The sequence below is a fragment of the Octadecabacter antarcticus 307 genome (assembly GCF_000155675.2).
GTDB lineage: Bacteria > Pseudomonadota > Alphaproteobacteria > Rhodobacterales > Rhodobacteraceae > Octadecabacter > Octadecabacter antarcticus.
Map to the genome: position 1 here is coordinate 3,192,873 of NC_020911.1, position 23,246 is coordinate 3,216,118.

A 23,246-nucleotide genomic window follows, 5' to 3' on the forward strand; every position below is an offset into this window, starting at 1 on the left:
TACGTCGCTGAGATAACCCCAGCGGCGCTAGTGAGCCGACAGACAGGGCTAGGTTCATATGATCCGGCCCTGTCATCAATCTAGAAAATTTTGGAAAATAGGGCGTCACTATTAGGCCCGGATGAGGCACGCATGGCGACTTATGATTTCATTTTCAACGGGCTAGGTTTGCGCAATTGGTGCGGCGAAAGCGGCGACGATGGCGGCGGCATGACATCCATGGCGCAGCTTCTTGCGGAAACATCAGGTGACGACGTTGAAGTGTCTGCATGGGAAACGCCTTTCCCGTCGATGGATGCACTGCACGAAGCCTGCCCATCATTTCCACAATCGCGTGAGCTGACGAGTGGGTTAGAGGAAGGGTTCTTGGCGATCAAGGACACCCTAAAAGTAGTCGTTGACCCTTTGACCCAACCCCTAAGCTGGGCGCTGAACGAAGCGCTGTGGGTGATGCAGACGGTGCCGTGGTTCATCATGATTCCGTTGCTGATGCTGATTTCTTGGGCAGTAAGTCGACAGATGAAACTCGTGGCACTGGTTGCGATTTGTTTCGGGTTCCTGGGCTTTGTCGACTATTATATTTATACCATGCAGACGCTCGCGATCATCTTTGTATGTGCATTGTCATGTGTGGTTTTCGGCGTGCCCATAGGCATCGCCATGTCGCGCAGCGACCGCGTGCAGCGCATAATGATCCCCATTCTGGATATGCTCCAGACCCTGCCACCGTTCGTCTATCTGATCCCATTGATCTTTTTGTTCTCGGTGACTGAGCCAAAACTCTACGGTATTGCCATTATTCTTTATGCAATCGTGCCAGTCGTTAGGCTGACCGATCTTGGTATCCGGTTGGTCGACAAAGACGTGATCGAAGCGGCAGACGCCTTTGGTATGAGCAAGCGGCAAAAGCTATTCAACGTGCAGATCCCGCTGGCACTTCCCAATATCATGGCGGGCGTGAACCAGACTATCATGATGAGCCTCGCGATGGTTGTTATCGCATCGCTGGTGTCTGCCCCCGGTCTAGGTGTGCTGGTGCTGCGCGGTATCCGGTCACTAGAGCTTGGGGTCGGTCTACTGTCCGGTCTGGGCATTGTCCTACTTGCGATCATTCTGGACCGAGTGACCAAAGCGGCACTTGCCCGCATCAACGTAAGCCAGTCAAATTAAGGGGGCAGGAACATGAACAACAAAGACATCAAAATGTCGATCCGTAATCTCTATAAGGTTTTCGGCAACGACCCTGAACTGGCCTTGCAATTCGTCAGGGACGGCATGGGCAAGATAGAACTGCTGGAAGAGCACAAGCATGTGCTTGGCCTAAATGATATCAATGTCGAAGTGCCTACTGGCAAAACGACTGTCATCATGGGGCTTTCAGGTTCAGGTAAATCGACGCTAATCAGGCACCTCAACCGGTTGATCGAACCCACCGCGGGCGAAGTAGAGGTCGCTGGCGATAACATTCTTGAATATAACGAAAAGCAGCTGCGGGATCTGCGGCAGCACAAAATGTCTATGGTGTTCCAGAAATTCGCACTGTTGCCGCATCGGACCGTGTTGCAAAACGCTGGACTGGCGCCGTCAATCGAAGGGCAAAGCGAACGCAAATACGCGGACGAGGCGCGCAAATGGCTTGACCGTGTGGGGCTGCAGGGGCAAGCGGACCAGTATCCGCATCAGTTGTCAGGCGGAATGCAGCAGCGGGTGGGCATTGCACGCGCTTTGACCAGCAACTCAGATATCATGCTAATGGACGAGGCGTTTTCCGCGCTTGACCCCCTGATCCGCACCGACATGCAGGATCTCTTGAACGAGCTACAGGCCGAGTTGCAAAAGACCGTTGTGTTCATCACCCACGATCTGGATGAGGCGCTAAAACTGGCGGATCATTTGGTCATTCTCAAGGACGGCTCCGTTATTCAACAGGGCGAACCGCAGCACATCCTGCTCAATCCGGCGGACCCCTACATTGAGGATTTCGTGAGTGACATCAACCGTGCGAGAGTGCTGCGGGTCCGTTCTGTCATGACGCAGCCCCCAGATGGGCCAGCCGAACGAGCAGGCGAGATTGATCACGACGACACGCTGGAATCTGTAATCGCACTTTCGGAAGGCGACACCGCCCTCAGCTATCATGTGATGAAAGACGGCGAACCGGTTGGCGTGCTGGACATGCGTAAACTCGTCCGCGCGCTGGTCCCGTCGGAACAAACTGAACGTGCAGAAAGTGCCCGTCTTAATGGTTGATAGGGTGACTCACTTCAGGGGGCTGCAAAGCCCCCGATAAGGGCCAAAAGAATAAATCCATTTGTTTACTCAAACTGCAGAATGGGCTTTGCAAGATGTCAATTTTTGGACCGTCATGTTGTTCATCTTGACTCCTGCCACTCTGTTACCTTGTCGATCAGGCCTAAACCTAGAAACCGATTGGTGATGCTTCATCAAGAGCGCCAAAAATACACATCCAGCCCACTGATGTTTTATATAAACCACGTTGAACCTTGCAAAATAGTAGCCATAGAACCCCGAACGTCGATTAATTCTGCCGACAAGGGGCAGCGGTGGATTTGACCGCAGTTCTCTTTCGGCAACGCTAGTTCGAGAGCATACGCGCTTAAACTGTCCGAGTTGCAAAAGTGGTCGGAGACGTCGGAACAGTCGGAGCAACACGAAAAACATCAAGGTATCGGCCATTATTCCGACGGGTCCGACCGTTCCAACGTTGCCGCAGCCTAAATGATGCAGGTTTGGCATCAGAGTTGATCAGTAGATTTGTGGCGATACGTAAACCGGTAGTGGCCCCCAGTGGGCCGCTACCACATCATATCGATACGGAATGCATTGCAACTTGAGACCAAACCGGACTGACCACAAAACAGCTGTCTCAGCAGCAATACTGGGGCTTATTCCTGAGAAGTCTCAGACCTTGCATAGTAAAGGCCATAGACCCCAAATGCAGAATATGAATGCCCATAATGGCAGCGGTGGATTTGACCATCCTTGCTCTCTCGGCAACCTGACGCATCCCCATAACATCGCTCTCGGTTCTCTAGGACTTCGATTGGGATGCTACGCCAGCCCATAAACTCACATGGACAAAGCCATTCCTTGTCCGCATCGATAGCTCAACGTCGCACATTGGCTGCCCTCGAACTTTCGGCAAGCCGACGCGTCCCCATACCAAAGCCTTTGGTTCTCTAAAACGTCCATGGGATTCTACGCCCGCCTATAATTGCACATGAACGCAGCCATTCCTTGTCTGACGTTGGTGCTTTCATGGATTTCGACAGTTGGCCTTTGATGTTCAGTTGCGCATTTGCAAGAGGCACTGTGGGGCGCCTTTGGAGGCCAAGTCTGTTCTGGGCAGTAGATGCTCAAAATGAAGCATGATTGAATCCTGGGGTGCCTCTCTGAGTCTGTGCCGCAAACCTTAAGCACACTCACGCATGTAGACGTGTCATAGCGGGGCCGGATTTCCAAAATTCGAGGCAGATACATCATTCAAGCTCTTCTTTTAACCCGTTACACAAGCCTTACAAAACCTTCATCAAAGTAGAGAAAATACCCTCTAGTCCTTGACCAAGACTTAACCCCAAGCTTGGAGCAAGCATCATGAAAGACGATACATCACACCTGTCGTGGGACGAATGGGATGAGCTGCAAAGCCCACGCCAAGACACCAACGACTTTGACGCCGTCGTTGACAAAGCAATGAGCCGCCGTGGGTTCCTCGGCTCTGTTCTCGCCTTTGGTTCTGGTGCAGCGGTAATGGGCACTGGGCTATTGTCGTCAACGTCTGCACAGGCACAATCCGCCAGCCGTATTGGCTTTAACCCGATCCCAATTGCAACGGACGCCACCATTCATGTGCCAGAGGGTTACAGCTGGCACCCGGTCGCAAAATGGGGGCAGCCATTATTTTCCGACGCGCCAGATCTCAACCATCAAACGGGTGGCAGCCTTGCGTCCTCGGACCGCGTTTTCGGTGAAAATACCGATGGTATGGAACTGTTCGCGATCGGCAACCGTCAGGTCATCGTCGTCAACCACGAGTATGCAAACCCCAAGCTGAACCTGCCGCAGAACGTCGATGGTATGGTCTTAAGTGGCGATGACGCCCTTAAGCTGCAGAACCTGCAAGGTGTCACGGTGATGGAAGTCGCTGAGGGTGAAAATGGGTGGGATATCGTTATCGATAGCGACCTGAACCGCCGGATAACGCAGAATACACCAATGACAGTAGCCGGCCCCGCTGCTGGCCATGATTTGCTGAAAACGGACGACGATCCGACAGGTCGCACCGTGCTGGGCACGATGAACAACTGTGGTGCTGGCAAGACACCTTGGGGCACTTATCTGACGTGTGAAGAAAACTTTAATGGCTACTTTGGCTCCACCGATGCAGCGTTCAAACTGCCTGAAGATTATGCCCGCTATGGGATTAGTCTTGAGGGGCGTTATAACTACGAAAAATTTGATGCACGTTTTGATGTCAGTAAAACACCGAACGAACCACACCGTTTTGGTTATATCGTTGAGATCGATCCTGCGAACCCATTGGCGGCCCCGATCAAGCGCACAGCCCTTGGCCGTTTCAAGCACGAGAATGCTGCGGCCACATTGGCACCAAACGGCCAGGTTGTTGTTTATTTAGGGGACGATGAACGTGGCGAATTTTTGTATAAATATGTCTCGAACGGCATCTACACTCCGGGTGGCGACACCAGCACGTTGCTCGACGACGGTCAGCTCTATGTCGCGAAGTTCAACGACGATATGAGTGGCGAATGGATTGCGCTGACTGAAGACGCGACAGACATGTCTGCCGCTGAAATTGCTATCTTCACGCGTCAAGCCGGATCTCGCGTTGGCGCAACCACAATGGATCGACCAGAATGGGTTGCCGTTAACCCAGTCTCGGTTGAATGCTACTGCGCCCTGACAAATAACAAGAACCGCGGCCTGAAGCCGAACGCGGGTGGTGATGAAACACCAGTCACCGGTCCGAACCCCCGTGAAGCCAATAACTACGGTCAAATTGTGCGCTGGCAGCCTGCGGATGATGACCATGCAGCCACAGGTTTCACATGGGATTTGTATGTCATGGCGGGCAACCCGATCGTTCATGACGATGCCTACGCAGGCTCGTCCAATGTGAACGAAGGCAACCTGTTCAACTCCCCCGATGGCATGATGTTTGACAGCACTGGCCTGCTGTGGATTCAGACGGATGGCGACGACAGTAACGAGGGCGACTTTGAAGGTATGGGCAACAACCAGATGCTTGCAGGCGATCCTGTCACAGGTGAGATTGCACGGTTCCTGACAGGTCCGGTTGGGTCTGAAGTGACGGGGCTAACATGGTCATCTGATCGCCGCACAATGTTCGTTGGCATTCAGCATCCGTCTGCACCTTTTCCTGACGGTGAAGGTAAATTGGCCCGTTCAAGCATCATCGCAGTAAAGCGAGATGATAACGCACCGGTTGGGTAAACGGAACTTACCACAAAACAGCAGCCTCAGCAGCAATGCTGGGGCTTATTCCTGAGCTGGAACTCAAAGCCGATCAAGTGATGAACAATGGCAGCGGTGGATTTGACCGTCGTGCTCTTCCTGACACCAACGAAGCTAGAAGGCTGCTGATCAAATTTGTGCTGTTCTAAACAGAACGACTGTCTAAAATGGTCGTCTGTTACTTTTTCATCACCAACTTAAGGTAGGTCTCTGATATGGATCCTAGACATCTCATGCGTATCGCCATGATGGCCAGAAAGCGGCCCTCAAAAGCGAAGTTGATTGCCGTTACCATCGCTGTGGTTGCCGCCCTGCTAATTTTTGCTGCGGACAAATTTGGGTTGGCGCCTGACTGGATGAGCGTAGAGCGTATGCGATTGAAACCTTAGTCGTGCGCATTCAAGACGCTCGTCTTTGGCTTACTTTTAAGATACTGCGAGCCGCAACTACAGCAGACTAGAACTTGAGTGCGCATTCCGGGGCATCCGGCCACCTAAACCGGAGTATCCGGCCACCCCTGTTTAGCGGCTGCGAGGCCTGAGGTTTGGTTATCAGTTTTTGGTGCTTTCGTCACCTGTTTTGAGTTGAGTTTTTCGCATGCTCTGGCCGTCGAGTTGAACGCGGTATGCGTTGTGAACGAGGCGGTCGAGAATAGCATCTGCGAAGGTGGGTTCGCCGATCACATCATGCCATGCGTCGATGGGTAATTGGCTGGTGATTAGGGTTGAGCCAACCTCGTATCTGTCTTCGACAATTTCCATCACATCCCGACGCTGGCTGGCATTGAGACGATCAGGCCCCCAATCGTCCAGGATCAGAAGCTGGGTTTTGGTGAGTGTTTTGAATAGACGCGGAAAGCGACCGTCTAAGCCGCTAATTTGGAGTTGATGTATGGCTGAATGTAGTTCTTGCGGCGAACCTATTAGATTCTTTGACGGTGACCAGCACAGGCGCTGCAAGTTGTGTATGTCTAAGTGCCTTTAACCCGCAAATGCCACGATGCAATTGCAGCTCGCAATGCCCACGCTGTTATTCCACCGCGTAAGAATGCGAAGTTGTGGAGGTCTAACACGCCCGGAGCTAGGGCACGAAACGAAGCTGTTCGGGCATCAAAGTATCTGGGCCGTGCATTATGGCTTCAAGTGACCGGATACCACCGCCGAAGCCGCGTCGAAACAAAGATGCATTGTGTGAAATTGCTCGGTCAATCTCTCATGGCCCGCGACTTCGATCGCCAGGTCGCAGAGATCCAAATCCGTGCAGCGATCCTAAATGGCTTCTCAGCGCTTGGCATCCCAAAGACTGAGGTCGTAGCCTAAATCCGTCCAGCGTAAGGGGAAGTCCGACTTCAACCCGATTTGTGCAACAAAGCCTCTACGAGGCGAAAACAGCTGGCTGGATTTGAGCTTGAAGTATTATTTAAAAAATTGATGTGGCCTGAATTGACCTCGTTGCTATCAAAAAATTGGCCAGTGTTTGAGGCTATTTTTGGTAATAAGAAGGCAATGGAAACCAATTCTGAACTAATTAATGATCGTCCTGATGCACATACTAAAGAATGGGATGAAGCTGACTTTGCTTTGTATCGGCGATCTCTGACTTGGTTCGAAGAGAGGGTGGCCAAGTTGCAATGATGTTTTGTTTTCATCAAGGATCGAGCGATTCTAAATCCACACTACCCTCAAACGTAGTGTGGATTTATCTAAAACTTTGGATCAATGCAGGCGGTGTTAGAACTGCATCTGGACCCCGAAATTAAGCCCATAGCTCTCATTGTCATTCATGCCGATCCCGTCGTAGAAAGACTCGGCACTTAGAACAATGCCGTTTGGCAGCGTGTAGTTCGCGCCAAGCGTGATCCGCGCTCGCCGCCCATCGGTGGTGGGAGCCACTGAGGATGCGAACCCTGTGCCTTCGCTGCTGGACCAAATGCCTGAGATACCCCCAGTTAGCATCAACTCTCCGTTAGACAAGGACACTGGTTGGGCAAAGTTTAGGCCAGTTGCCACACTGTTGACCTCAATGCCTTGCGCGGCAACAATATTGCCTTGGGTATTTACAAAGGTGTCCTGTGCATCCCGTAGATGGGTGGCCGTCAAGCTCGGTGTCAGAACCAATTCACCATAGTTGAGTTGGCCAGCCACTTTGATCGACGCCAATGTTCGCTGTGTATCAAAGGTCTCAGTCGCGGTGCCACCAACACCGACAACACTGACCTGGTTCTCAGTTTGCCCCGTCAGTAACCGCCCTTCAATGAACAGCGGCTGATTGGGCAGTTTGGCCACAAAGTAAGGACCCGCAAGATAGCCGTCCCCTTCAGTAGAAGACGCCCCATCAGTCTGGGTCAGTTTATCGAACTCAAACATGATGCCAACCAATACATCTGGTGATAGTTTTGTGTGTGCGCCGACTGCGCCAAAGAAATAGCTGCTTTCAGTCGTTCCAAACTCAGACCAGCTCCCCTGCAACGTTGCCCATACTGGCTGATCACCCGATGTGGCAAAGTCGAAGTTACCATTGCCTTGGGTCACATAGGCGTTGAAGCCGCCCATGGATGCGCCCGAAAGCAAGCCGATCAGGTCAGGTTGGGCCGCAATGGTTTGGCTCGCGCGGTTCTGCATATATCCCGCAATCTGTTCCCGTGTTTGCTCCGGTGTTGGTCCAGCAACATAGCCTGTCTCCGACGCTTCGGATTTGTTCCCCGCGGCATCAATCACAACGACCTTAACACCACCACTCGGCTGCATTGATGCCGATGTGAGCGAGAAAGCACCGCTGTTATCTGAGGCTTCAGTTGTAGTAGATTGTTTATTTCTAGATAATCTGGCCTTGATGAGTTCACCAGGCTTTGGTGCGATAGAGGTTGTTACTGTTGTCCCGTCAGGGAACGTGACCTCCACCATAGTACCTAGCCCCGCCATCCCTTCAACATTGATCGAGCCATCAGAATTGGTAGTTATTATTATGCCTGTAGCTTTCTTGGGCGGAGTTACATCGCTGACCGTAACTGTGAAACTTGCGGTGCCGACGTTACCTACATCATCTGTGGCCGTGTAGGTCAGGAGTGTTTCGCCGATTGGAAACGATGACCCGCTGTCCAGACCTTCCGTTGGCGACGACGACACCAGAACGGGGGTGATCGTGCCGTCCACAGCATCTGTGGCGGTCGGTGCCGTAAAGCTCACGATGGCTGTGTTCGATCCAGCGGCGGGATTTACCTCAATATTTTCTGGCACTGTCACAACAGGAGGGCCGTCAACAGCCACGTCAATATCCGGCACCACGGTTGCTTTGCTATTCGCGTTCATCCCCGCCAGGACACCCAGCGCCGTCACCCCCCCCACCGGCAGGAGCGGTCACCGCCCCGATTGTTGACCCAAAAGCACTAGTTGATCCAGTCTTTTCGACCGCATATACCTGCGGCGACGTCAATAGTGCCGCTGTTACGGCAACCCATAAAATCTTTCGCATGTTTTCAGCCCTCCTTGGGCCCAGGCGGTGAAACGCCTTTGATAGCCCTCAAGCAAGCGCGTGATGTCGTCATGCGAAGTGATCATAGGCCGAGGGTTAAGATATGCCTGCGCTCCGTCATGGGTGCGCAGTATGGTTGACCGCCCTATCCAGCCACTGCGGTAGGCCCGCAACTGTCTGTGATAACGCTCATAAAGCCGGGTCAGTTTTTCTTGGTAACGCGACCGTGTGACCACCGACAGGGACAAACCTGCGGGATCAAACTGGTAGCCCAGGAAATCAAAACCACGGGCCAGCGGCCCAATGGTTGTTTTGTCAGGATGCTGCGTTAGGCCCAAGGCCTCAAGCTGCTGGTTCATCGTTGCAATCGCGCGGCGCAACCGCCAGCGCGACGGGGCCAGAATGAGGATGTCATCCATATAGCGGATGTAGAAACACTTGGCGTGGCGCGTGGTCATCGCCACATCCATCGCGTGCAGATGAAACGCGCCCATCAACGGGCTGAGCGTGCAGCTCCCTGGGATGCCGCGCGTGATGTCGCGAAAGGTGCCGCCGTATTCTTCTGTGCGGCGCATGTATTGCACCAGCAGGTTCATGACATTGCGGTCCGGCACATAGGGCGCAAGCTGGTCCAGTAGTTTGTCGTGATCGATGCTGGCGTAGTAAGACTTAACATCTGTGCGACATACATAGCGGTACTGGGGCAACGCCTCTCGGACGCGCCGTATGGTGGCCTTGAGCCCGCCGTGTCCGCGTCGGTGCATACAGGCGGGCGAGCTGGGCAGGACGTGTGCTAGACGAGCGGTGAGGGTTTTGAGGACGGCCCTGTCTTCCGGGCAGCGCTGCGGATGCTTTTGAGTGCTCCGCGAGAGCAGCACTGGCTTGAGGCGATGAAAACGACTGTTGATGCGCTTGCCAATAACGCCAAGATTATTTGGTGAGATCAACATAATGTCAGCCACATTAACGCACTCAAACGAAGAATATCTATCGTGAGGCAGTTATTGCTGAAGTGATCTTTCACTTTTAACGCAACCATTTGGATGGTTTGGTTTTTGTAGTAAAATCAATGCCGAAAACACATCCCACGTCTTAAAAACCCTAACCGATCAACACAATCATATCTTCTATACACATTATTTTGATAATGTTAAGTGATAATGTTAAGTGATAATATTAATTTAGATTACAAATATAGTCGATTAAGAAAATATGGAAAAACAGTTTCTAAATCGAAAAGCCGGATGTTTTAACTGACAATCTCCAAGTGGACTGCCTTCTGGTTTATGTCGCCACGGCCTTGCGGCCCGACCAACCATTTCTGGCCGGCTGTTTCGCTGTTCAGTATTCCAACACGCGGCCTGAGCGCGATTTCTGGTATTTGCGGGGGGGGTAGTGTGGTTTTGTGTCTGTGTGACAACCGTTCGGACAGACCGGTTAAGCCGTGACCGCTCAGCGTTGGCTAATAATATAGTTATCTTAAAGTCAGGGACGCAGACCATCTTGATCAGCTTGAGCTGGAGGGATGTCAGCGACCAGTTGGCCATGGCCTCTGGGAGCTCGATGCAGCGCAGGAACGTTGCCAGGTTGTAGGCCAGCGCGTGCAGTTGCAGCCGGACCTCATTGTCACGAAACCGCTTGCATGACAGCCGCGTCCAGCGGAAGGCGTATTTGCCTTCCTTGATGTGCTGTTCGGCGGTGCCACGCTGGTTGTAGAAGCGCACCACCCAGTCCGGGTCCATCGGCATATTGGTGACGATGAAGCCGACTTTTGGGAACAGCTCGCCCGGATGCCATTCGATCTTGGCGATCACCCGGCATGGCTTATCCCAGCTTTGCGCCTGATACTCGATGTCCTCGTAGATGCGCTTGACCTTGGTCAGCGACGGACGCCCCACAGGCCTGGTCAGTCGATGCGCGATCTTCTCCTTGAGCACTGCATTGGTGGGCAGTCGGATGGCGTAGAAATAGCCCGCTTCCTCCAGCCGCTCGTAGATCGCGGGCATCGCATAGGCGGCGTCGGCGCGGAAGAAGCGGCCACCAAGTTTGCGGCCAGCATAACGGGCGATGACGGGATCGAGGACATCCCGCCAGCCGTCGGCGCTGTGGACATTGCCGTTGCGCAGGGCGCAGCGCTCCAGCATGCCGAACTGGTTGAACAAGAAGTTTGGGTGGTAGCAGGTGCAGTCGAAATGCCCGTTCCAGGCTGTGCCTTCCTGATCGCCATGGGTCGGGCTGACCGAGCTGTCCATGTCAAGCGTGATGTACTTCAGCCCGTTGCGATCATGAAAGCGGTCAATCCACGTGCCGTTCAGATCGGCCAGCGCCGCCCGGTTCTCGGGCAGGGCCAGCGTCTCAGTCTCGAACCGCCCCATCTGCGATGCCGAGGCCGCCTGCGCATCGACGGCACGGCCACCGACAACCTGGCGCATGACGGGATCAAAGGCGAGACGGTCAGCATCGTTGACGTCTTCGTAGCCCGCCAGCCGCCCATAGACCGATTGCCGGAACAGCCCGTCGAGCCGGTGAACCCTGTTCTTGCCGCGACGGGTGTCATTGAGAGCCCCCGACGCAAGGTCAGACAGCCCGAGGGCGTCATCCAACTCGCGCATCACCAGGAGACCGCCGTCCGAACTGAGCTGCGTGCCACGAAATTCCAGCCGCACCCGGCGGTCAAAACCAAGCCGCCCATAACCTGTTTCGCGTGCACCCTCTGGGTGATCCATAATCCGCAACCTCAAGCCCAATTAACATGCTGAAATATAACATATTACTGACCGTAAGAGGGGTGAAAACGTCAAGTTATTTGGGGAATGCGGGCCAAGATCACAACAGGGCGAATAATCCGCAATGCATTGCCAAGTGGGTCCTTGATCATCGCCCAAGCCGCTATGCCGTCACCCTGATTATAACAGGCAAGGTTAGGAATATCCTCAACCAGCGCTTCGTGCGCCCCTTGATCCCCTTCGAAGGGTGTGAACCCACGAACATCTCCACGACCACCAAACATCTTTAATTGATCTTGCTTCTTACGAACGGCGGAAGCGAGCATCAGAATCATCACACATAGATTTTCTTCGACATCCCGCACGTCTAGGTGATCGTTCTTCTCGAATATTTTCACCCGCCCAGCCGCCGCGCGGTCCAGTGTTTGGCGGTACGGGTGCTGGCGATCTTTCAGCCTGTTCAGCGTCTGGCGGTAGATGGCATCGTTTGGCACGATCCACAGCACAAAGCCTGTGTTCTTGTTCAGATACCGCCCCAACACCCGCGACACAGCGTTTGCCGCGAGAAACGTCTTACCGCCGCCTGTGGGCACCTTGAAAGTCACGTTCGGCCCAGGTCGTCCGCAGCCGTCAAATCGCTCTGAGAGCGGATATGCGGCGCGTGACGGGGGCAGCTTGCCTTGACCCTTGAGGGGTGTACCATGTGGCTTTTGCAAAGTCTACTGAGGGGATGGGCAGGTCTGGTTGCTGGACCTTTAGCGCCTCTACCGCATCGGCTTTGACCTTTTCGCCCTTAAGGACGTCTAGGTATTCGTTCAGGGCATCAAGAACCTTGGTCTGATATTCAAGTTCCCGCATCAGTCCCGCTCGATCCGGTAAAGCGCAAAGGGCAGCGGCGCGAATTCAACGCTCAGCTTTTCGTCGTTCAACAGCTTTTGACTGACGAAACGGGCGGGCGCGAAAACCAGATGCGGCATGTCGGTTTTGTCAACGGCAATCTTGCGGGCGAATGACAGGGTAAGTGCGGCTTCTGGCGACTTGAGCCAATCCAGATCATCCTTGTAGATCAGCCAGACATGGCGATCCTCGCTTTCGCCAAGATAGCTGGCATCTTGATCGATCCCAGCGGGTGCAAGTGGGCGATTGGTTGCCATGTGGAACAACAAGCCGCCAAGCTGATCATAGGCGGGCAGATTTTCACCTGTCAGGATCGCATCCATCTCAACCGCATCGCCAAGGGTCCAATAGGTAAAAGTACCGCCTGTGCCTTCTGTACGTTCCTCAACGGTAGTTTCACCAACAACTAAAAGCTCACCATCTTGAACGGCTTTCTTGATCCTAGTGTACTCGTGACCATGTAGGGTTTCGATTTTCTCAACAGTCTCAACCAACTTTTGCGCATTCTCGATCTTGGCCCAGTTTAGCTTTTCGCGATGCAATTCAGTCTTTTGTGTGCCCGAAAAATCGTATCCACTGGCGACCCGCCGAATACGTTCAGCGGTCAATTCGTCCACATAGTCTTCCATCTCGACAAGAATGAACTGGCGCTGCCCACCGTCTTTTTTGTTGGCATTCAGGACGGCGTGCCCAGTAGTCCCCGATCCTGAAAAGCTATCAAGGACGATGGAGCGTTGATCAGTGGCCAAATCTAGAATGTACTCGATAAGTGGCACAGGCTTAGGCGTAGCGAAAAGGTCAGAGGCATAATCAGAGCCGAACACATGTTTAAGCGTAGTTTTCGCGCCTCTGGTATGACCTGTTTTCGTCACATCGGCCCATAAGCTGGAGGGGGAAAGACCTTTTTGATACTTCAAATAAGTTCGCCAAATAACTCGCTTTCCATCGTTCGAGAACCGTAGTTCGCCAGTAGTAAATTTTCATCCATGGTCTCTTTTGACCAACGCCAACCATTCGGTGGATGCTTGATCATGTTGTCATTTGGCCCAGCAAAATCGAATTGAAGAGTTGGGCGGATTGCAGGGTTATTTACCGGATTACCATCAAACCAAGCGCCGTCGGGATCGTTGTCTGGATTAGTAAAGTGCGATCTTTTTTCAGGACTGTCTAAGAAGTTCGGTGCCCAGTATTCATTTTTTGAATAAACAAGTACGGTGTTAAAATCCTGTGAGAATTGGGTAACGTTATTGCTGCTGTTGTCCGAGTGACGCCACGCAATTTCAGTGATGTATCCGTCACGACCAAAAATTTCATCCAATAACTGACGTAACAAGTGATCTTCATTGTCATCAATGGTCACCCATAGGCTACCATTCTCATCCAGCAATTCATGCAACAACTTTAATCGGGGCCACATCATTGCGTACCATTTGTCATGGCGCAAACCGTCTTCGATCCCAATCGGATTGGACTCCAGCCACTCCTTAATCATCGGCGCGTTGACGTTGTCGTTATAGGCCCAGCCTTCGTTGCCCGTATTATAGGGCAGGTCGATAAAGATGCAGTCTACTTTGCCCGCATACATCGGCATCAGCGCCTTGAGCGCTTTGAGGTTGTCGCCTTGGATGATCAGGTTGCCATCAAGGGCCACATCGCCAATCCCCTTGTCCGCGTGCGGCACCAACGGGTGGAACGGCACCGAAAGGTGGTGGTTGTAGACAAATTCTTTGCCCTTGAAACTCAACTCGGTCATGTGCTGCCCCCATTTTTCTTAATAGCTATACCACGATGCAAACCTCTGCCACTCTTGTTACTGAGAACACTTAGACGCTGCCCAACCCCTTAATCAACGCCCCCTGCTGTTGCGTCGAAACGGGCAAATAACTGTTCACCGTTGTTGCGAAGTTATCGTGCCCCAAGTTTTGCGACCACGCCTTTTGCGCAGACAGGGGCAATTCCCGATCATCAAGTTCCTGTCCAAGCGTTTTGCGGACACTATGCGCGCCATAGGGGTGCATCTGGACCTGTTCAAACGCAGTGCGAAACACTTCGTTAACCATCGCACCGCTGGCGTAGGTTTCGCGGGATACGCTATCGAACACGAACTTACCGTTCGCCAACCGCCGTTCAGGTTTCGGGAATAGTGCGTCTTCTTGCCCGAACATTTTGTCGATGCGCAGATACTTCACCCAATCGGTGAAGCAGGCCAAATAGTCAGGATGCATCGGGAAGAACCACGTCGTAATCGTTTTGCTGTTCTTGGTCCGCACCTCTCGCCCATCCTGAAACACGAAACCATCCACCAGATTGATATGTTTAAGACGCAATGAAGACATCGCCCCAACCCGTGCGCCCGTGATCATCAGGAACGCAAAAATCGCTTTGTCACGCCGTTCTAGCTCTGTACGGTCCGCCATCCCCTGAAACGCGTGATAGGCCGCTTGGGTCGATGGGAACTGGACCGGGCGCTGGGCATGGGCGGCGCGAGCGTCGTTGCGGTTGTTGTTGAAATATTCGACCTCGTCATAGGTCACCACTTTCTTAAAACCTTGCTGGCCCACCAACCAATGAAAGAACCCTTTGACCAAGCGCAAGGTCGCATCGGTGGTGCTAAGGGCCAGCGGCTTGCCCTTGGCGGTCTTCGCGCGGCTTAAGGCATCTTTGAACTGGCGCGCCTGATCAATGTGAAAAGTTTTGAAGGGTTTGAACTTGATGCATTCATCGAATTTCACCAGCGCCGCCCGCACCTTGTCGAGCGACTTTTCATCCTGTCCTTTGGCTTCCCGCAGATAGTTCACATAGCGTCGCTTGATACGCTCGTTTTCTGCATTGAATTTCCGCATGACTCCGCGTCCTTTCTGAAGTGCTAATTTAAGAGGGGGTTGAGGGGTTCGCTTAGGGTCACCGATTGTCCCTTATCGCCACATCAAGAACCTCGCGGATTTCGGGTAAATTATAGGCGCTGATACTGACGTTGCAACGGCACTCGCAGACGCTGCAAATCGCCTTCAGGCACCCACCTGTGGCACTTGTTGGCACGTAGTCGGCCATTGCTCCAAATGGTATCCTTGGGACTTTACAGCGCACGCAATAGAACTCGCCCAGGGCCAAGGGACGGCTTGCCTTCGCCTTACGGTTTTTCAAAAATTCGAGCGCATGAAAGCCCATGATCATCATTGGGCGTTTCTTATCGACAAGGGGCATCCCCGCCTTGATCCAATTACGAACCGTTGGGACCGATACGCCCGCCGCGTCTGCCAATTCATCAACCAGATAGGCTTTGTTGGCCTTAATCGCCCGCGTCCGAAAGCGATACGCCATTAGCCGCCCTCGACCCGCCGCGCCTCCGCCCATGCGTTCAGATCAGCACCGCGATAGATGATCTTGCGGCCTAAGCGATAGAATGCTGGCCCCATGCTTTTGTGACGCCATTGGGCCAGCTTGTCGCGGTCGCCAATGAGATTGAGTTCGTCGTCGCCAAGGACGTAGTTTCGGTTTTGATCGAATAGGTTTGCCATTGGATTGCCTTGCTTTACTAGGAATGGCTTTCCGTCTGGCTCAGTTATTCACGTTTGAAAATCGGGGACAAAAGGGACTAATCAACACCTAATTAGTCCCGTATATCTCCTCATTTATCCTAGTAATCTAACAGGGACTATTTTCCTGCTTCGAATTCATCTCGCCAGTTTCGCAGGCTTTTATGACTTGGTTTGAAGCCTGTATGTGCTTCGATTCGCGATGCAACTTGATCCCAAGAGAGGGCACCTTTTTCACCTCCCATGGCCTCAAATACTGCTCTTGGCTCTTCCATACGCGGACGCCCCGCGACCTGCCCACCGATATGTTCCATCTGTTCTTGCGTCGGATATAGCGCGACCCTGCCGAACAAGTATTCTTGCCAGCGGTCCTGATAAGTTTCTTCATCCAGACATAAAGCCCAACCGTTAAAGTTCTCAAGAATTGGCGCAACAGTCGGAGCCATTCTTAATTCGGTGCTCCAAGGTGCCATCTCATCAGAAACCAAATACGATTCCCGCGTAAAATGAATCGGCAATGTGTGATGAAACAGTTTGGCGCGCGCAGCCCGCCACTCTTCACCTTCAAAACTCGTAAACGTCTGATAGGTTTCCGACCACTTTTCTCCCTGATCTGGCTCGTAACACCAAGACTTAAACAGATGAAATAGCCTAGAAGCAGTGTCGGTTTTATCAGTCTTTTCTACCCGCATATAGGCTTCGCGCCGCATTGAAGCGTACGGCCCCTCAGTTGACAGAATACTGCCCCCGGCTTGTTTAAGCTGGATATGCGTTCGAACAACATCACCTGTGGGCGAGGCAAGATGTAACCCTACTTCAGACAGCGACTTCAAGAAAGCATGCTCGCAAACATCTAGGGGCGAACCGCGCGTAAATCCTGCTTTAAAATTCGGTTTGTTGTACCCTGCGACCGTCGACGTGTAGATTGACTCGAGCCTGACATTCAAAAGCTCTTTCCACAGTTCTGCAACTGACCGATACCCAACGGGACAAAACATCTACGCCAACCTCACGATCTGGCCTGACTCACCAGCGACATACATTGACCACCGTTTCATTAACGCCCGCCTTTTCTCTATCAAATCAGATCGCGCATATGCCCGCTCCACATCTGACCCCACTCTATGCGACAGGCTCATTTCTGCAATCTCTCGCGGGGCGCTGGCAACTTCGGACGCCCAATCGCGGAACGTGGACCTAAAGCCATGAACCGTGACGCCCTCGACGTCCATCCGGCGCAACAGCATCAGCATCGACATATTGGACAGCGGTTTGTGGCGTTTTTGGCCTTCAAACACGTAATCAGACTTCAAAGCCTTTAACGGCTCTATGATCGACAACATTTCATCCGTTAGCGGAACGCGGTGTACTTCGCCTGTCTTCATCCGTTCAATTGGACAGGTCCACAACCGCGCATCAAAGTCGATTTCTTCCCAGCGCATCCCCAAGACTTCGCTTGTCCGTGATCCGGTCAGGCAAGTGAACCGCAAGGCATTCGCGGACATTGCATTGCGGGTCTTCAGGTCCGTATAGAACGCTGGCACGTCTCGCCAATGCATCGCCTTGTGATGTTTGGGCTTGGTCTTAACCTTGGGCAGGGCTTGGGCATCCTTGATCGCAGTTACTGGGTTTTCACCAGACCGGAAGCCCTTGGACCGCGCCACGTCCAGCACCGTTTTGATCCGTTGTGCCAACCGCCGCGCCGTTTCGTGCTTTTCTGTCCAGATTGGCGACAGGCACATCATGACTTCGGGTTGGTCGATACTATCAACTGGCATCCGCCCAATCTTGGGAAAGGCATAATCGCGCAAGGTGTTGATCCATTGCTGGCCATGCTTTGCATTTTTCCAAGTTGGCATCCGCTCGATATGAACTTGCTGGGCAAACTCTTCAAACGTCGGAATGTCACGCTGTGCGTTGAAACGCGGGTTCAAACCCTGCTTGGCCATGCGTCGATATTCCAGCGCACGGTCGCGGGCTTGGTTGATCGTGACAATATCCGCGCCGCCCAAACCAAAGTCCGTCCGCAGCGGCGCGCCCTTCTTGTTCTTCTGGCCTTTAACCACCACCCGAACAATCCAGCGCCGCGCACCGGACGGGTCCACCACCAGATACAACCCGCCACCATCGCCATGCCGCCCCGCGCCAAGGTTCTCGACCAGCTTCTTTGTCAGCTTGCCAGATAAGGCCATTTCAAAATACCACGTTCCATACCACTCAAGGAACGAATATAGACACAACCGAAGAAAACTCAAGGCAATCAAGAAATTGCGTTTGAGCCATGTAAATAAAGCAAAAAAGCCGCCCAAGGCGACCCGTTCAAACTAGTAGTAATGGGGTAATGGCGGATCGACAGGGATTCGAACCCTGGAGACGGTCTCCCGCCTACACACTTTCCAGGCGTGCGCCTTCGACCACTCGGCCACCGATCCGTTGGCGCGGTTTATCCAACAAAGGACATGCTTTGCAAGAGGCGTTTGGCGCTTTGGGCCTAGTTTTTACGCGTGCTCAAAAGTAACACCGCAATCAACGCCTCACCCAGCGCAGCCATCAGGATCATCGGCGATGCGACGCCCTGTATCAACGCAATCACTCCAGTGATGCTGACGCCTGCAAACATGGCCGCAACGCCAAGGGCCACGGCGTCACGCAAGGCACTGCGCGGCGCACTGGACGCGGCCCACAAAATGATTATCACCGCGAGAAACATCGGAGCTGCGCGGCGGGTCATAAACTGCGCGCTGATAGTCGTCTCAACCCCGTAAAGCGGCGAATACGCCTGTGGCGCAAACAGGAAAATTGCGAAAAGCACTGCGCAAACGGCCACGACGAGGCGGGAAATCAAATGAAATGTCATGTGTCCAAATGCAAGTAAACGCGGCGGTTCAGCTTGCCCTTTTTTTCAACCTTGCCCAATCGAACACGGCCTATCTCAGATGTGTGGCGCACATGGGTGCCACCGCAGGGTTGATAATCGGCGGTATTTTCGCCCGCACCGATCCGCACCATGCGAATGCGCCCTGCCCCTTTGGGCGGTGCCACGGACATGGTTTTCACCAACTCCGGATTTGCAGCCAGTTCACTTTCACTGATCCACTCAGTCGAAATGTCAAAGTCGCAATCAATCAATTTATTCAGCGTATTTTCAAGTGCGGCCTTGTCTTCAATCGCGTCAGGCATATCGAAATCAAGACGGCCCTTTTCAGGCCCAATTGATCCGCCCGTGACTGGCAGCGGGATCACGACAGACAGCAAATGCAGCGCTGTGTGCACGCGCATGTGGCGATGTCGGCGTTCCCAGTTTAGCGATTGCTTCACAATGGTTCCGATTGCGGGCAGCGGGTTGGGTTCGGCTGGAACCAGAATGATCGTACCACCCTCACCCTTGACGCTTGTTGCGATGTCTATCGCGCCCCCCTGCCATGTCAGCGTGCCACTATCGCCCGGTTGCCCGCCACTGGTCGCATAGAAAATCGACGCGTCCAGAATGATACCGCCCTCGTCAGTGACCGCAAAAACCCGCGCGTCTGCGTCCCGTAGGTAGGCATCATCGATAAACATCGGCTTGGTCATGAACTTACATCGCCCTCGGCATCGCCCTTGGGTGGCGCATCTTTCTGCGGCCCTTGTTTCGACGACTGGGGCGCAGCCTTGCGCGCCGGACGCTTTGCACTGAAATCCAGCACTTCAGGATTGCGCAGCCAGATATCGCGCTGGCCAAACGGAATTTCGATGCCTTCCGCCCCAAACCGTTTAGCAATCGCGTGGTTCATGTCTGATTTCACCGACAACACATAATTTACATCCCGCAAAATGGCGCGAATTTGGAAATCGAGGCTGTCCGCCCCAAATCCCATGAAAACCACAGATGGCGGCGGGTTCATGACCACCATAGGATGCGCCTCTGCGATTTCACGCAGGATACCAGTGACCCATTCGGTGTCGGTGCCATAGGCCACGCCCACGGGTACAATTGCGCGCCCGACGTTGTTGCCACGGGTCCAGTTAATCACCTGATTGCTGATCAAATCAGCGTTCGGCACGATGACATCGGTGCGGTCGAACGTTTCGATGCGGGTGGATCGCACAGAGATGTCACGCACATACCCCATCTGGCCACCAACCTCGATCCAGTCACCCTGGCTGATCGGGCGTTCGATCAACAAAATGATGCCACTGATAAAGTTGCTGACAATATTTTGCAGGCCGAACCCGATACCGACCGACAGCGCACCTGCAACGATTGCAAGCCCGCTTAAATCGATACCGGCCGTTGTAATTGCGATCAACGCCGCCAGAAAAATCCCAACGTAACCCAAACCGGAAACAACTGCGTTCTGCCCACCAATATCAAGCTTGGTGCGCGGCAGAACCGTAGATCGCAGCGCGCCCTGCACCAGACGCGTGATCGTGTAGCCCACGATAAAAACCAACGCAAACAACAGAAAATTCGTCGGCGAAATCTGCGTTGCGCCGATCGAAAATCCTTCACGAAATTGCGCCCATAGTTCTGTGATGTCAGTGCCTTTTGCGCCCCAGATGATTGCCAAGACCGGCAATGCGCCCAAGATCAGCAAGAAACCGATCAGCACTGGGATCAGCGCGTCTTGCGATCCATTTTTGGATCGGGTCAGTAGGGAATAAACATCAACCGTAAGCCGTTGAAGCATCAGTAAGATGGCCAGCATATAAACCGTCATCGCGGCGGGAAAGGTCAGGACGTCGAATGCATTGCCATAGCCAAGAACTGCGAAGACAACACCAACGATTGCAGCTGCCATCAAGCCACGGCCCAGTAGGGACCGCAGCGTGATGCGGAATGACCGCGCACCGTCTTCGGTATCGACGGGCTGGATCTTGCGCAGCCTCTGACCCAACCAATACAGCGCCCATGCGATCAGCAGCCCGAACGGGAATATAAACACCGTCGCCACAACAGGAGGAAACGTGTTGACCGTTGTAAACGCGTCGGCCAACCCGAACAGCATCAAGCTGTAGCCAAGCAGAATTAATCGACGGTGCGCGCGGCTCGATACCTCGACGGAAAGATCTAGCGGATGACTTTCCAGCGGCGTGCCGTTTGGCAGCAAACGTCCTGCGATCCAATGCGCAAGGATCGGGAACAAGCCCAATTCAGGCAATACGTCGATGACCTGATCCAGTCTTCGCCCCATCATACCAGATATCAGCAAGGCATAGGTGAGCGCGGCAAGGCCAACAAAAGGAATAATCACCTGCCCCAAGGACAGCATGAACCTAACAACTTGCTGACCCCGATGGCTGTGCGCAATAATCAGGCTTGCGACCCGATCAAACCACGCCCGCCCCCGCAAAATAAACACCACCGCAACAGCCAGTAAAAATAAGATCACAGGCAGGACGGTGGCAAATTCTGACCGCCTGCTTGGGTTGGAAATTGCTGATGTGACCTCGGCACGGATGGATCGCAGCGCACCGTTCAAACTATCCCATGTGCGCGACCAGCCGGTGGGGTTGAGGGGCGACTGTGTGCGCTCTGTCAGGCGATCCGCTTGGCGTTCGCGCACCAGACTATCAATCTCACCGATCAACCCGTTAGCTTGCGTGTTGGCTTCTGCGGCAAGTGTCACCGGAACGCGCAAAAGGCCCAGTTGTTGCGTTAGACTGGCGCGGCGTGCGGCGACGCGCGAGTCTTCTGCACCTGTTTCAGGCACATCGCCCAAAGATGCGATCTGTGCGCCCACCGTAACGATACGCGACCTATTCACCGATTGGCGGGTGGCAAATTTATCGCGCCATTCGGCCAGTTCATTGCGAAGATCGCCAAAGGCGACACTGGATGCGCGCCCCGCTTCTAATGCGGCCTCTGCACGGCTGGTCAGGGCATTCCAGTCGTCGATGTCAGAAAACACCGCAGCTGGGGCGGTCACGCCGTCCGCCACCGCAGAATCGAGCGTTGATGCTACTTCGCCAACATCTTGCGCCGCAAGGGACGTCGCGCAAAAGAACATTACGGACGCAAAAAGGCAGACGACGGTATGTCTCATGTGGTCTGTATCACGCTAGGAATGTCGCGGGCTTCTTGATCCATCCACAGCGGAACCGGCAGGCCCTTTTCGCGCAGGAAGTCGGGGTTAAACAGTTTGGACTGATAACGTGTGCCATAGTCGCACAAAATGGTGACAATCGTATGCCCCGGTCCCATGTCCTTGGCCATTCCCATGGCCCCCGCCACGTTGATACCAGATGACCCGCCCAGACACAGGCCTTCATCGGCAAGCAAGTCAAACACAATCGGCAGTGCTTCGGCATCGGGGATCTTGTAGAAACTGTCCGGCGTGAACCCATCGAGGTTGGCCGTGATGCGCCCCTGCCCGATCCCTTCGGTGATCGAATTTCCACCCGCGTCCTTGCCGGTATAAAGTTTATACAGACCGGACCCTTCGGGATCAGCCAGCCCGATCTTCACGCCCTTAGGCTGAAGCGCCATGCCAACCCCCGCAAGCGTGCCACCAGAACCCACAGCACAGACAAAGCCGTTCACGCGGCCTTCCGTCTGCTCCCAGATTTCGGGTCCTGTCATCTCGATATGGGCTTGGCGGTTGGCGACATTGTCAAACTGGTTGGCCCAGATCGCCCCGTTCGGATCGCTTTGTGCCAGCCTTTCGGCAAGACGTCCGGAATATTTCACGTAGTTATTGGGGTTCGAATAGGGCACAGCGGGCACTTCGATCAATTGTGCGCCCGCAATACGGATCATGTCCTTTTTCTCTTGGCTTTGGGTGTCAGGGATCACGATCACTGTCTTGAACCCCAGCGACGCGCCAACCAGCGCCAGACCGATACCGGTGTTTCCGGCGGTGCCTTCGACAATGGTTCCGCCGGGGCGCAGCGTGCCTTTGGCAACGGCGTCGCGAATGATGAACAACGCCGCACGGTCCTTGACCGACTGGCCGGGGTTCATGAATTCCGCCTTGCCTAAAATCTCACATCCCGTCGCTTCGGATGCGGCGCGCAGACGGATAAGGGGCGTGTTGCCGACAGCGTCAGCAAGATCGTTACGGATGGTCATTTTTGCAGCCTTTCGCATTTAATATCCGGTTTAGGCGAGCGCCTCCAA

The 23,246-nt window shown here is 53.6% G+C and carries 21 protein-coding genes, 1 tRNA gene and 2 pseudogenes; 6 read left to right on the forward strand and 18 right to left on the reverse strand.

The genetic code is table 11. The features are described from left to right. Nucleotides 1-132: 132 nt before the first annotated feature. The 4 genes from OAN307_RS16340 to OAN307_RS30775 all read left to right on the forward strand — a co-directional run bounded on the left by OAN307_RS16340 (nucleotide 133) and on the right by OAN307_RS30775 (nucleotide 5,666). Complete coding sequence (locus OAN307_RS16340; protein ID WP_015500730.1) at nucleotides 133-1,170, forward strand: ABC transporter permease; 1,038 nt, start codon at nucleotides 133-135, stop codon at nucleotides 1,168-1,170. A gap of 12 nt (nucleotides 1,171-1,182) precedes the next feature. Beyond that, on the forward strand, nucleotides 1,183-2,250 hold the full coding sequence (locus OAN307_RS16345) for a quaternary amine ABC transporter ATP-binding protein (protein ID WP_044043911.1): 1,068 nt from the start codon (nucleotides 1,183-1,185) through the stop codon (nucleotides 2,248-2,250). A gap of 1,365 nt (nucleotides 2,251-3,615) precedes the next feature. Continuing rightward, nucleotides 3,616-5,496, forward strand: coding sequence for a PhoX family protein (locus tag OAN307_RS16350; RefSeq protein WP_015500732.1), 1,881 nt, complete (start codon nucleotides 3,616-3,618; stop codon nucleotides 5,494-5,496). A 35-nt stretch (nucleotides 5,497-5,531) separates the two neighbouring features. After that, complete coding sequence (locus OAN307_RS30775) at nucleotides 5,532-5,666, forward strand: hypothetical protein (protein ID WP_275450615.1); 135 nt, start codon at nucleotides 5,532-5,534, stop codon at nucleotides 5,664-5,666. A 402-nt stretch (nucleotides 5,667-6,068) separates the two neighbouring features. Here OAN307_RS30775 and OAN307_RS16355 read toward each other — a convergent pair whose 3' ends face one another. Continuing rightward, on the reverse strand, nucleotides 6,069-6,476 hold the full coding sequence (locus tag OAN307_RS16355) for an ATP-binding protein (protein ID WP_275450616.1): 408 nt from the start codon (nucleotides 6,474-6,476) through the stop codon (nucleotides 6,069-6,071). 24 nt (nucleotides 6,477-6,500) lie between these two features. On the opposite strand from OAN307_RS16355, the pseudogene OAN307_RS26765 reads away from it, so the two are divergent. Then, nucleotides 6,501-6,836 (forward strand): annotated as a pseudogene (locus OAN307_RS26765) (transposase); the annotation flags it as partial. A 39-nt stretch (nucleotides 6,837-6,875) separates the two neighbouring features. Then, nucleotides 6,876-7,151 (forward strand): hypothetical protein, encoded by a 276-nt coding sequence (locus OAN307_RS29080; RefSeq protein WP_187292483.1) that lies wholly within the window; start codon nucleotides 6,876-6,878, stop codon nucleotides 7,149-7,151. Nucleotides 7,152-7,247: 96 nt separating this feature from the next. Here the strand turns inward: OAN307_RS29080 and OAN307_RS16370 are convergent, their stop codons facing one another. The 17 genes and pseudogenes from OAN307_RS16370 to OAN307_RS16445 all read right to left on the reverse strand — a co-directional run bounded on the left by OAN307_RS16370 (nucleotide 7,248) and on the right by OAN307_RS16445 (nucleotide 23,198). Then, nucleotides 7,248-8,825 carry an HYR domain-containing protein gene (locus tag OAN307_RS16370; protein WP_144055601.1) on the reverse strand — a complete coding sequence of 526 codons (1,578 nt, stop codon included), beginning with the start codon at nucleotides 8,823-8,825 and terminating at the stop codon, nucleotides 7,248-7,250. Nucleotides 8,826-8,960: 135 nt separating this feature from the next. Continuing rightward, a complete protein-coding gene (locus OAN307_RS16375) occupies nucleotides 8,961-9,938 on the reverse strand; it encodes a reverse transcriptase/maturase family protein (RefSeq protein ID WP_144055602.1) in 978 nt (325 codons plus the stop codon). A gap of 548 nt (nucleotides 9,939-10,486) precedes the next feature. Then, a pseudogene (locus OAN307_RS16380) lies at nucleotides 10,487-11,714 on the reverse strand (IS1380-like element ISOan2 family transposase); the annotation flags it as partial. 71 nt (nucleotides 11,715-11,785) lie between these two features. Continuing rightward, nucleotides 11,786-12,319 (reverse strand): DEAD/DEAH box helicase family protein, encoded by a 534-nt coding sequence (locus tag OAN307_RS29465; RefSeq protein ID WP_015500740.1) that lies wholly within the window; start codon nucleotides 12,317-12,319, stop codon nucleotides 11,786-11,788. A gap of 25 nt (nucleotides 12,320-12,344) precedes the next feature. Then, nucleotides 12,345-12,572, reverse strand: coding sequence for a hypothetical protein (locus tag OAN307_RS29470; protein WP_044043914.1), 228 nt, complete (start codon nucleotides 12,570-12,572; stop codon nucleotides 12,345-12,347). Further along, nucleotides 12,572-13,483 (reverse strand): DNA methyltransferase, encoded by a 912-nt coding sequence (locus tag OAN307_RS29475; RefSeq protein ID WP_217564363.1) that lies wholly within the window; start codon nucleotides 13,481-13,483, stop codon nucleotides 12,572-12,574. Before OAN307_RS29475 ends, OAN307_RS29470 begins: the two co-directional genes overlap by 1 nt. 41 nt (nucleotides 13,484-13,524) lie before the next feature. Continuing rightward, entirely contained in the window at nucleotides 13,525-14,364 is an 840-nt protein-coding gene (locus tag OAN307_RS29480) for a site-specific DNA-methyltransferase (RefSeq protein ID WP_083903057.1), read from the reverse strand. 70 nt (nucleotides 14,365-14,434) lie between these two features. Continuing rightward, nucleotides 14,435-15,454: a site-specific integrase gene (locus OAN307_RS16400; RefSeq protein WP_015500741.1), complete on the reverse strand. Its 1,020-nt coding sequence runs from the start codon at nucleotides 15,452-15,454 to the stop codon at nucleotides 14,435-14,437. A 58-nt stretch (nucleotides 15,455-15,512) separates the two neighbouring features. Further along, on the reverse strand, nucleotides 15,513-15,932 hold the full coding sequence (locus OAN307_RS16405) for a MerR family transcriptional regulator (RefSeq protein WP_015500742.1): 420 nt from the start codon (nucleotides 15,930-15,932) through the stop codon (nucleotides 15,513-15,515). Beyond that, nucleotides 15,932-16,129, reverse strand: coding sequence for a hypothetical protein (locus OAN307_RS16410; protein ID WP_015500743.1), 198 nt, complete (start codon nucleotides 16,127-16,129; stop codon nucleotides 15,932-15,934). The genes OAN307_RS16405 and OAN307_RS16410 overlap by 1 nt, the downstream gene beginning before the upstream one ends. A 137-nt stretch (nucleotides 16,130-16,266) precedes the next feature. Then, nucleotides 16,267-17,145 (reverse strand): hypothetical protein, encoded by an 879-nt coding sequence (locus tag OAN307_RS16415; RefSeq protein ID WP_015500744.1) that lies wholly within the window; start codon nucleotides 17,143-17,145, stop codon nucleotides 16,267-16,269. Continuing rightward, the gene (locus OAN307_RS16420) at nucleotides 17,146-18,456 is read right to left on the reverse strand and encodes a tyrosine-type recombinase/integrase (protein ID WP_245540875.1); all 1,311 of its coding nucleotides are present in this window, start codon (nucleotides 18,454-18,456) and stop codon (nucleotides 17,146-17,148) included. Nucleotides 18,457-18,489: 33 nt separating this feature from the next. Then, nucleotides 18,490-18,579 (reverse strand) — tRNA-Ser (locus OAN307_RS16425). 59 nt (nucleotides 18,580-18,638) lie between these two features. Beyond that, entirely contained in the window at nucleotides 18,639-19,004 is a 366-nt protein-coding gene (locus OAN307_RS16430) for a hypothetical protein (protein WP_015500746.1), read from the reverse strand. Beyond that, the gene (locus tag OAN307_RS16435) at nucleotides 19,001-19,720 is read right to left on the reverse strand and encodes an alanyl-tRNA editing protein (protein WP_015500747.1); all 720 of its coding nucleotides are present in this window, start codon (nucleotides 19,718-19,720) and stop codon (nucleotides 19,001-19,003) included. The genes OAN307_RS16430 and OAN307_RS16435 overlap by 4 nt, the downstream gene beginning before the upstream one ends. Then, nucleotides 19,717-22,173, reverse strand: coding sequence for a DUF3772 domain-containing protein (locus OAN307_RS16440; RefSeq protein WP_015500748.1), 2,457 nt, complete (start codon nucleotides 22,171-22,173; stop codon nucleotides 19,717-19,719). The genes OAN307_RS16435 and OAN307_RS16440 overlap by 4 nt, the downstream gene beginning before the upstream one ends. Next, entirely contained in the window at nucleotides 22,170-23,198 is a 1,029-nt protein-coding gene (locus tag OAN307_RS16445) for a cysteine synthase A (RefSeq protein WP_015500749.1), read from the reverse strand. The genes OAN307_RS16440 and OAN307_RS16445 overlap by 4 nt, the downstream gene beginning before the upstream one ends. Nucleotides 23,199-23,246 lie beyond the last annotated feature (48 nt).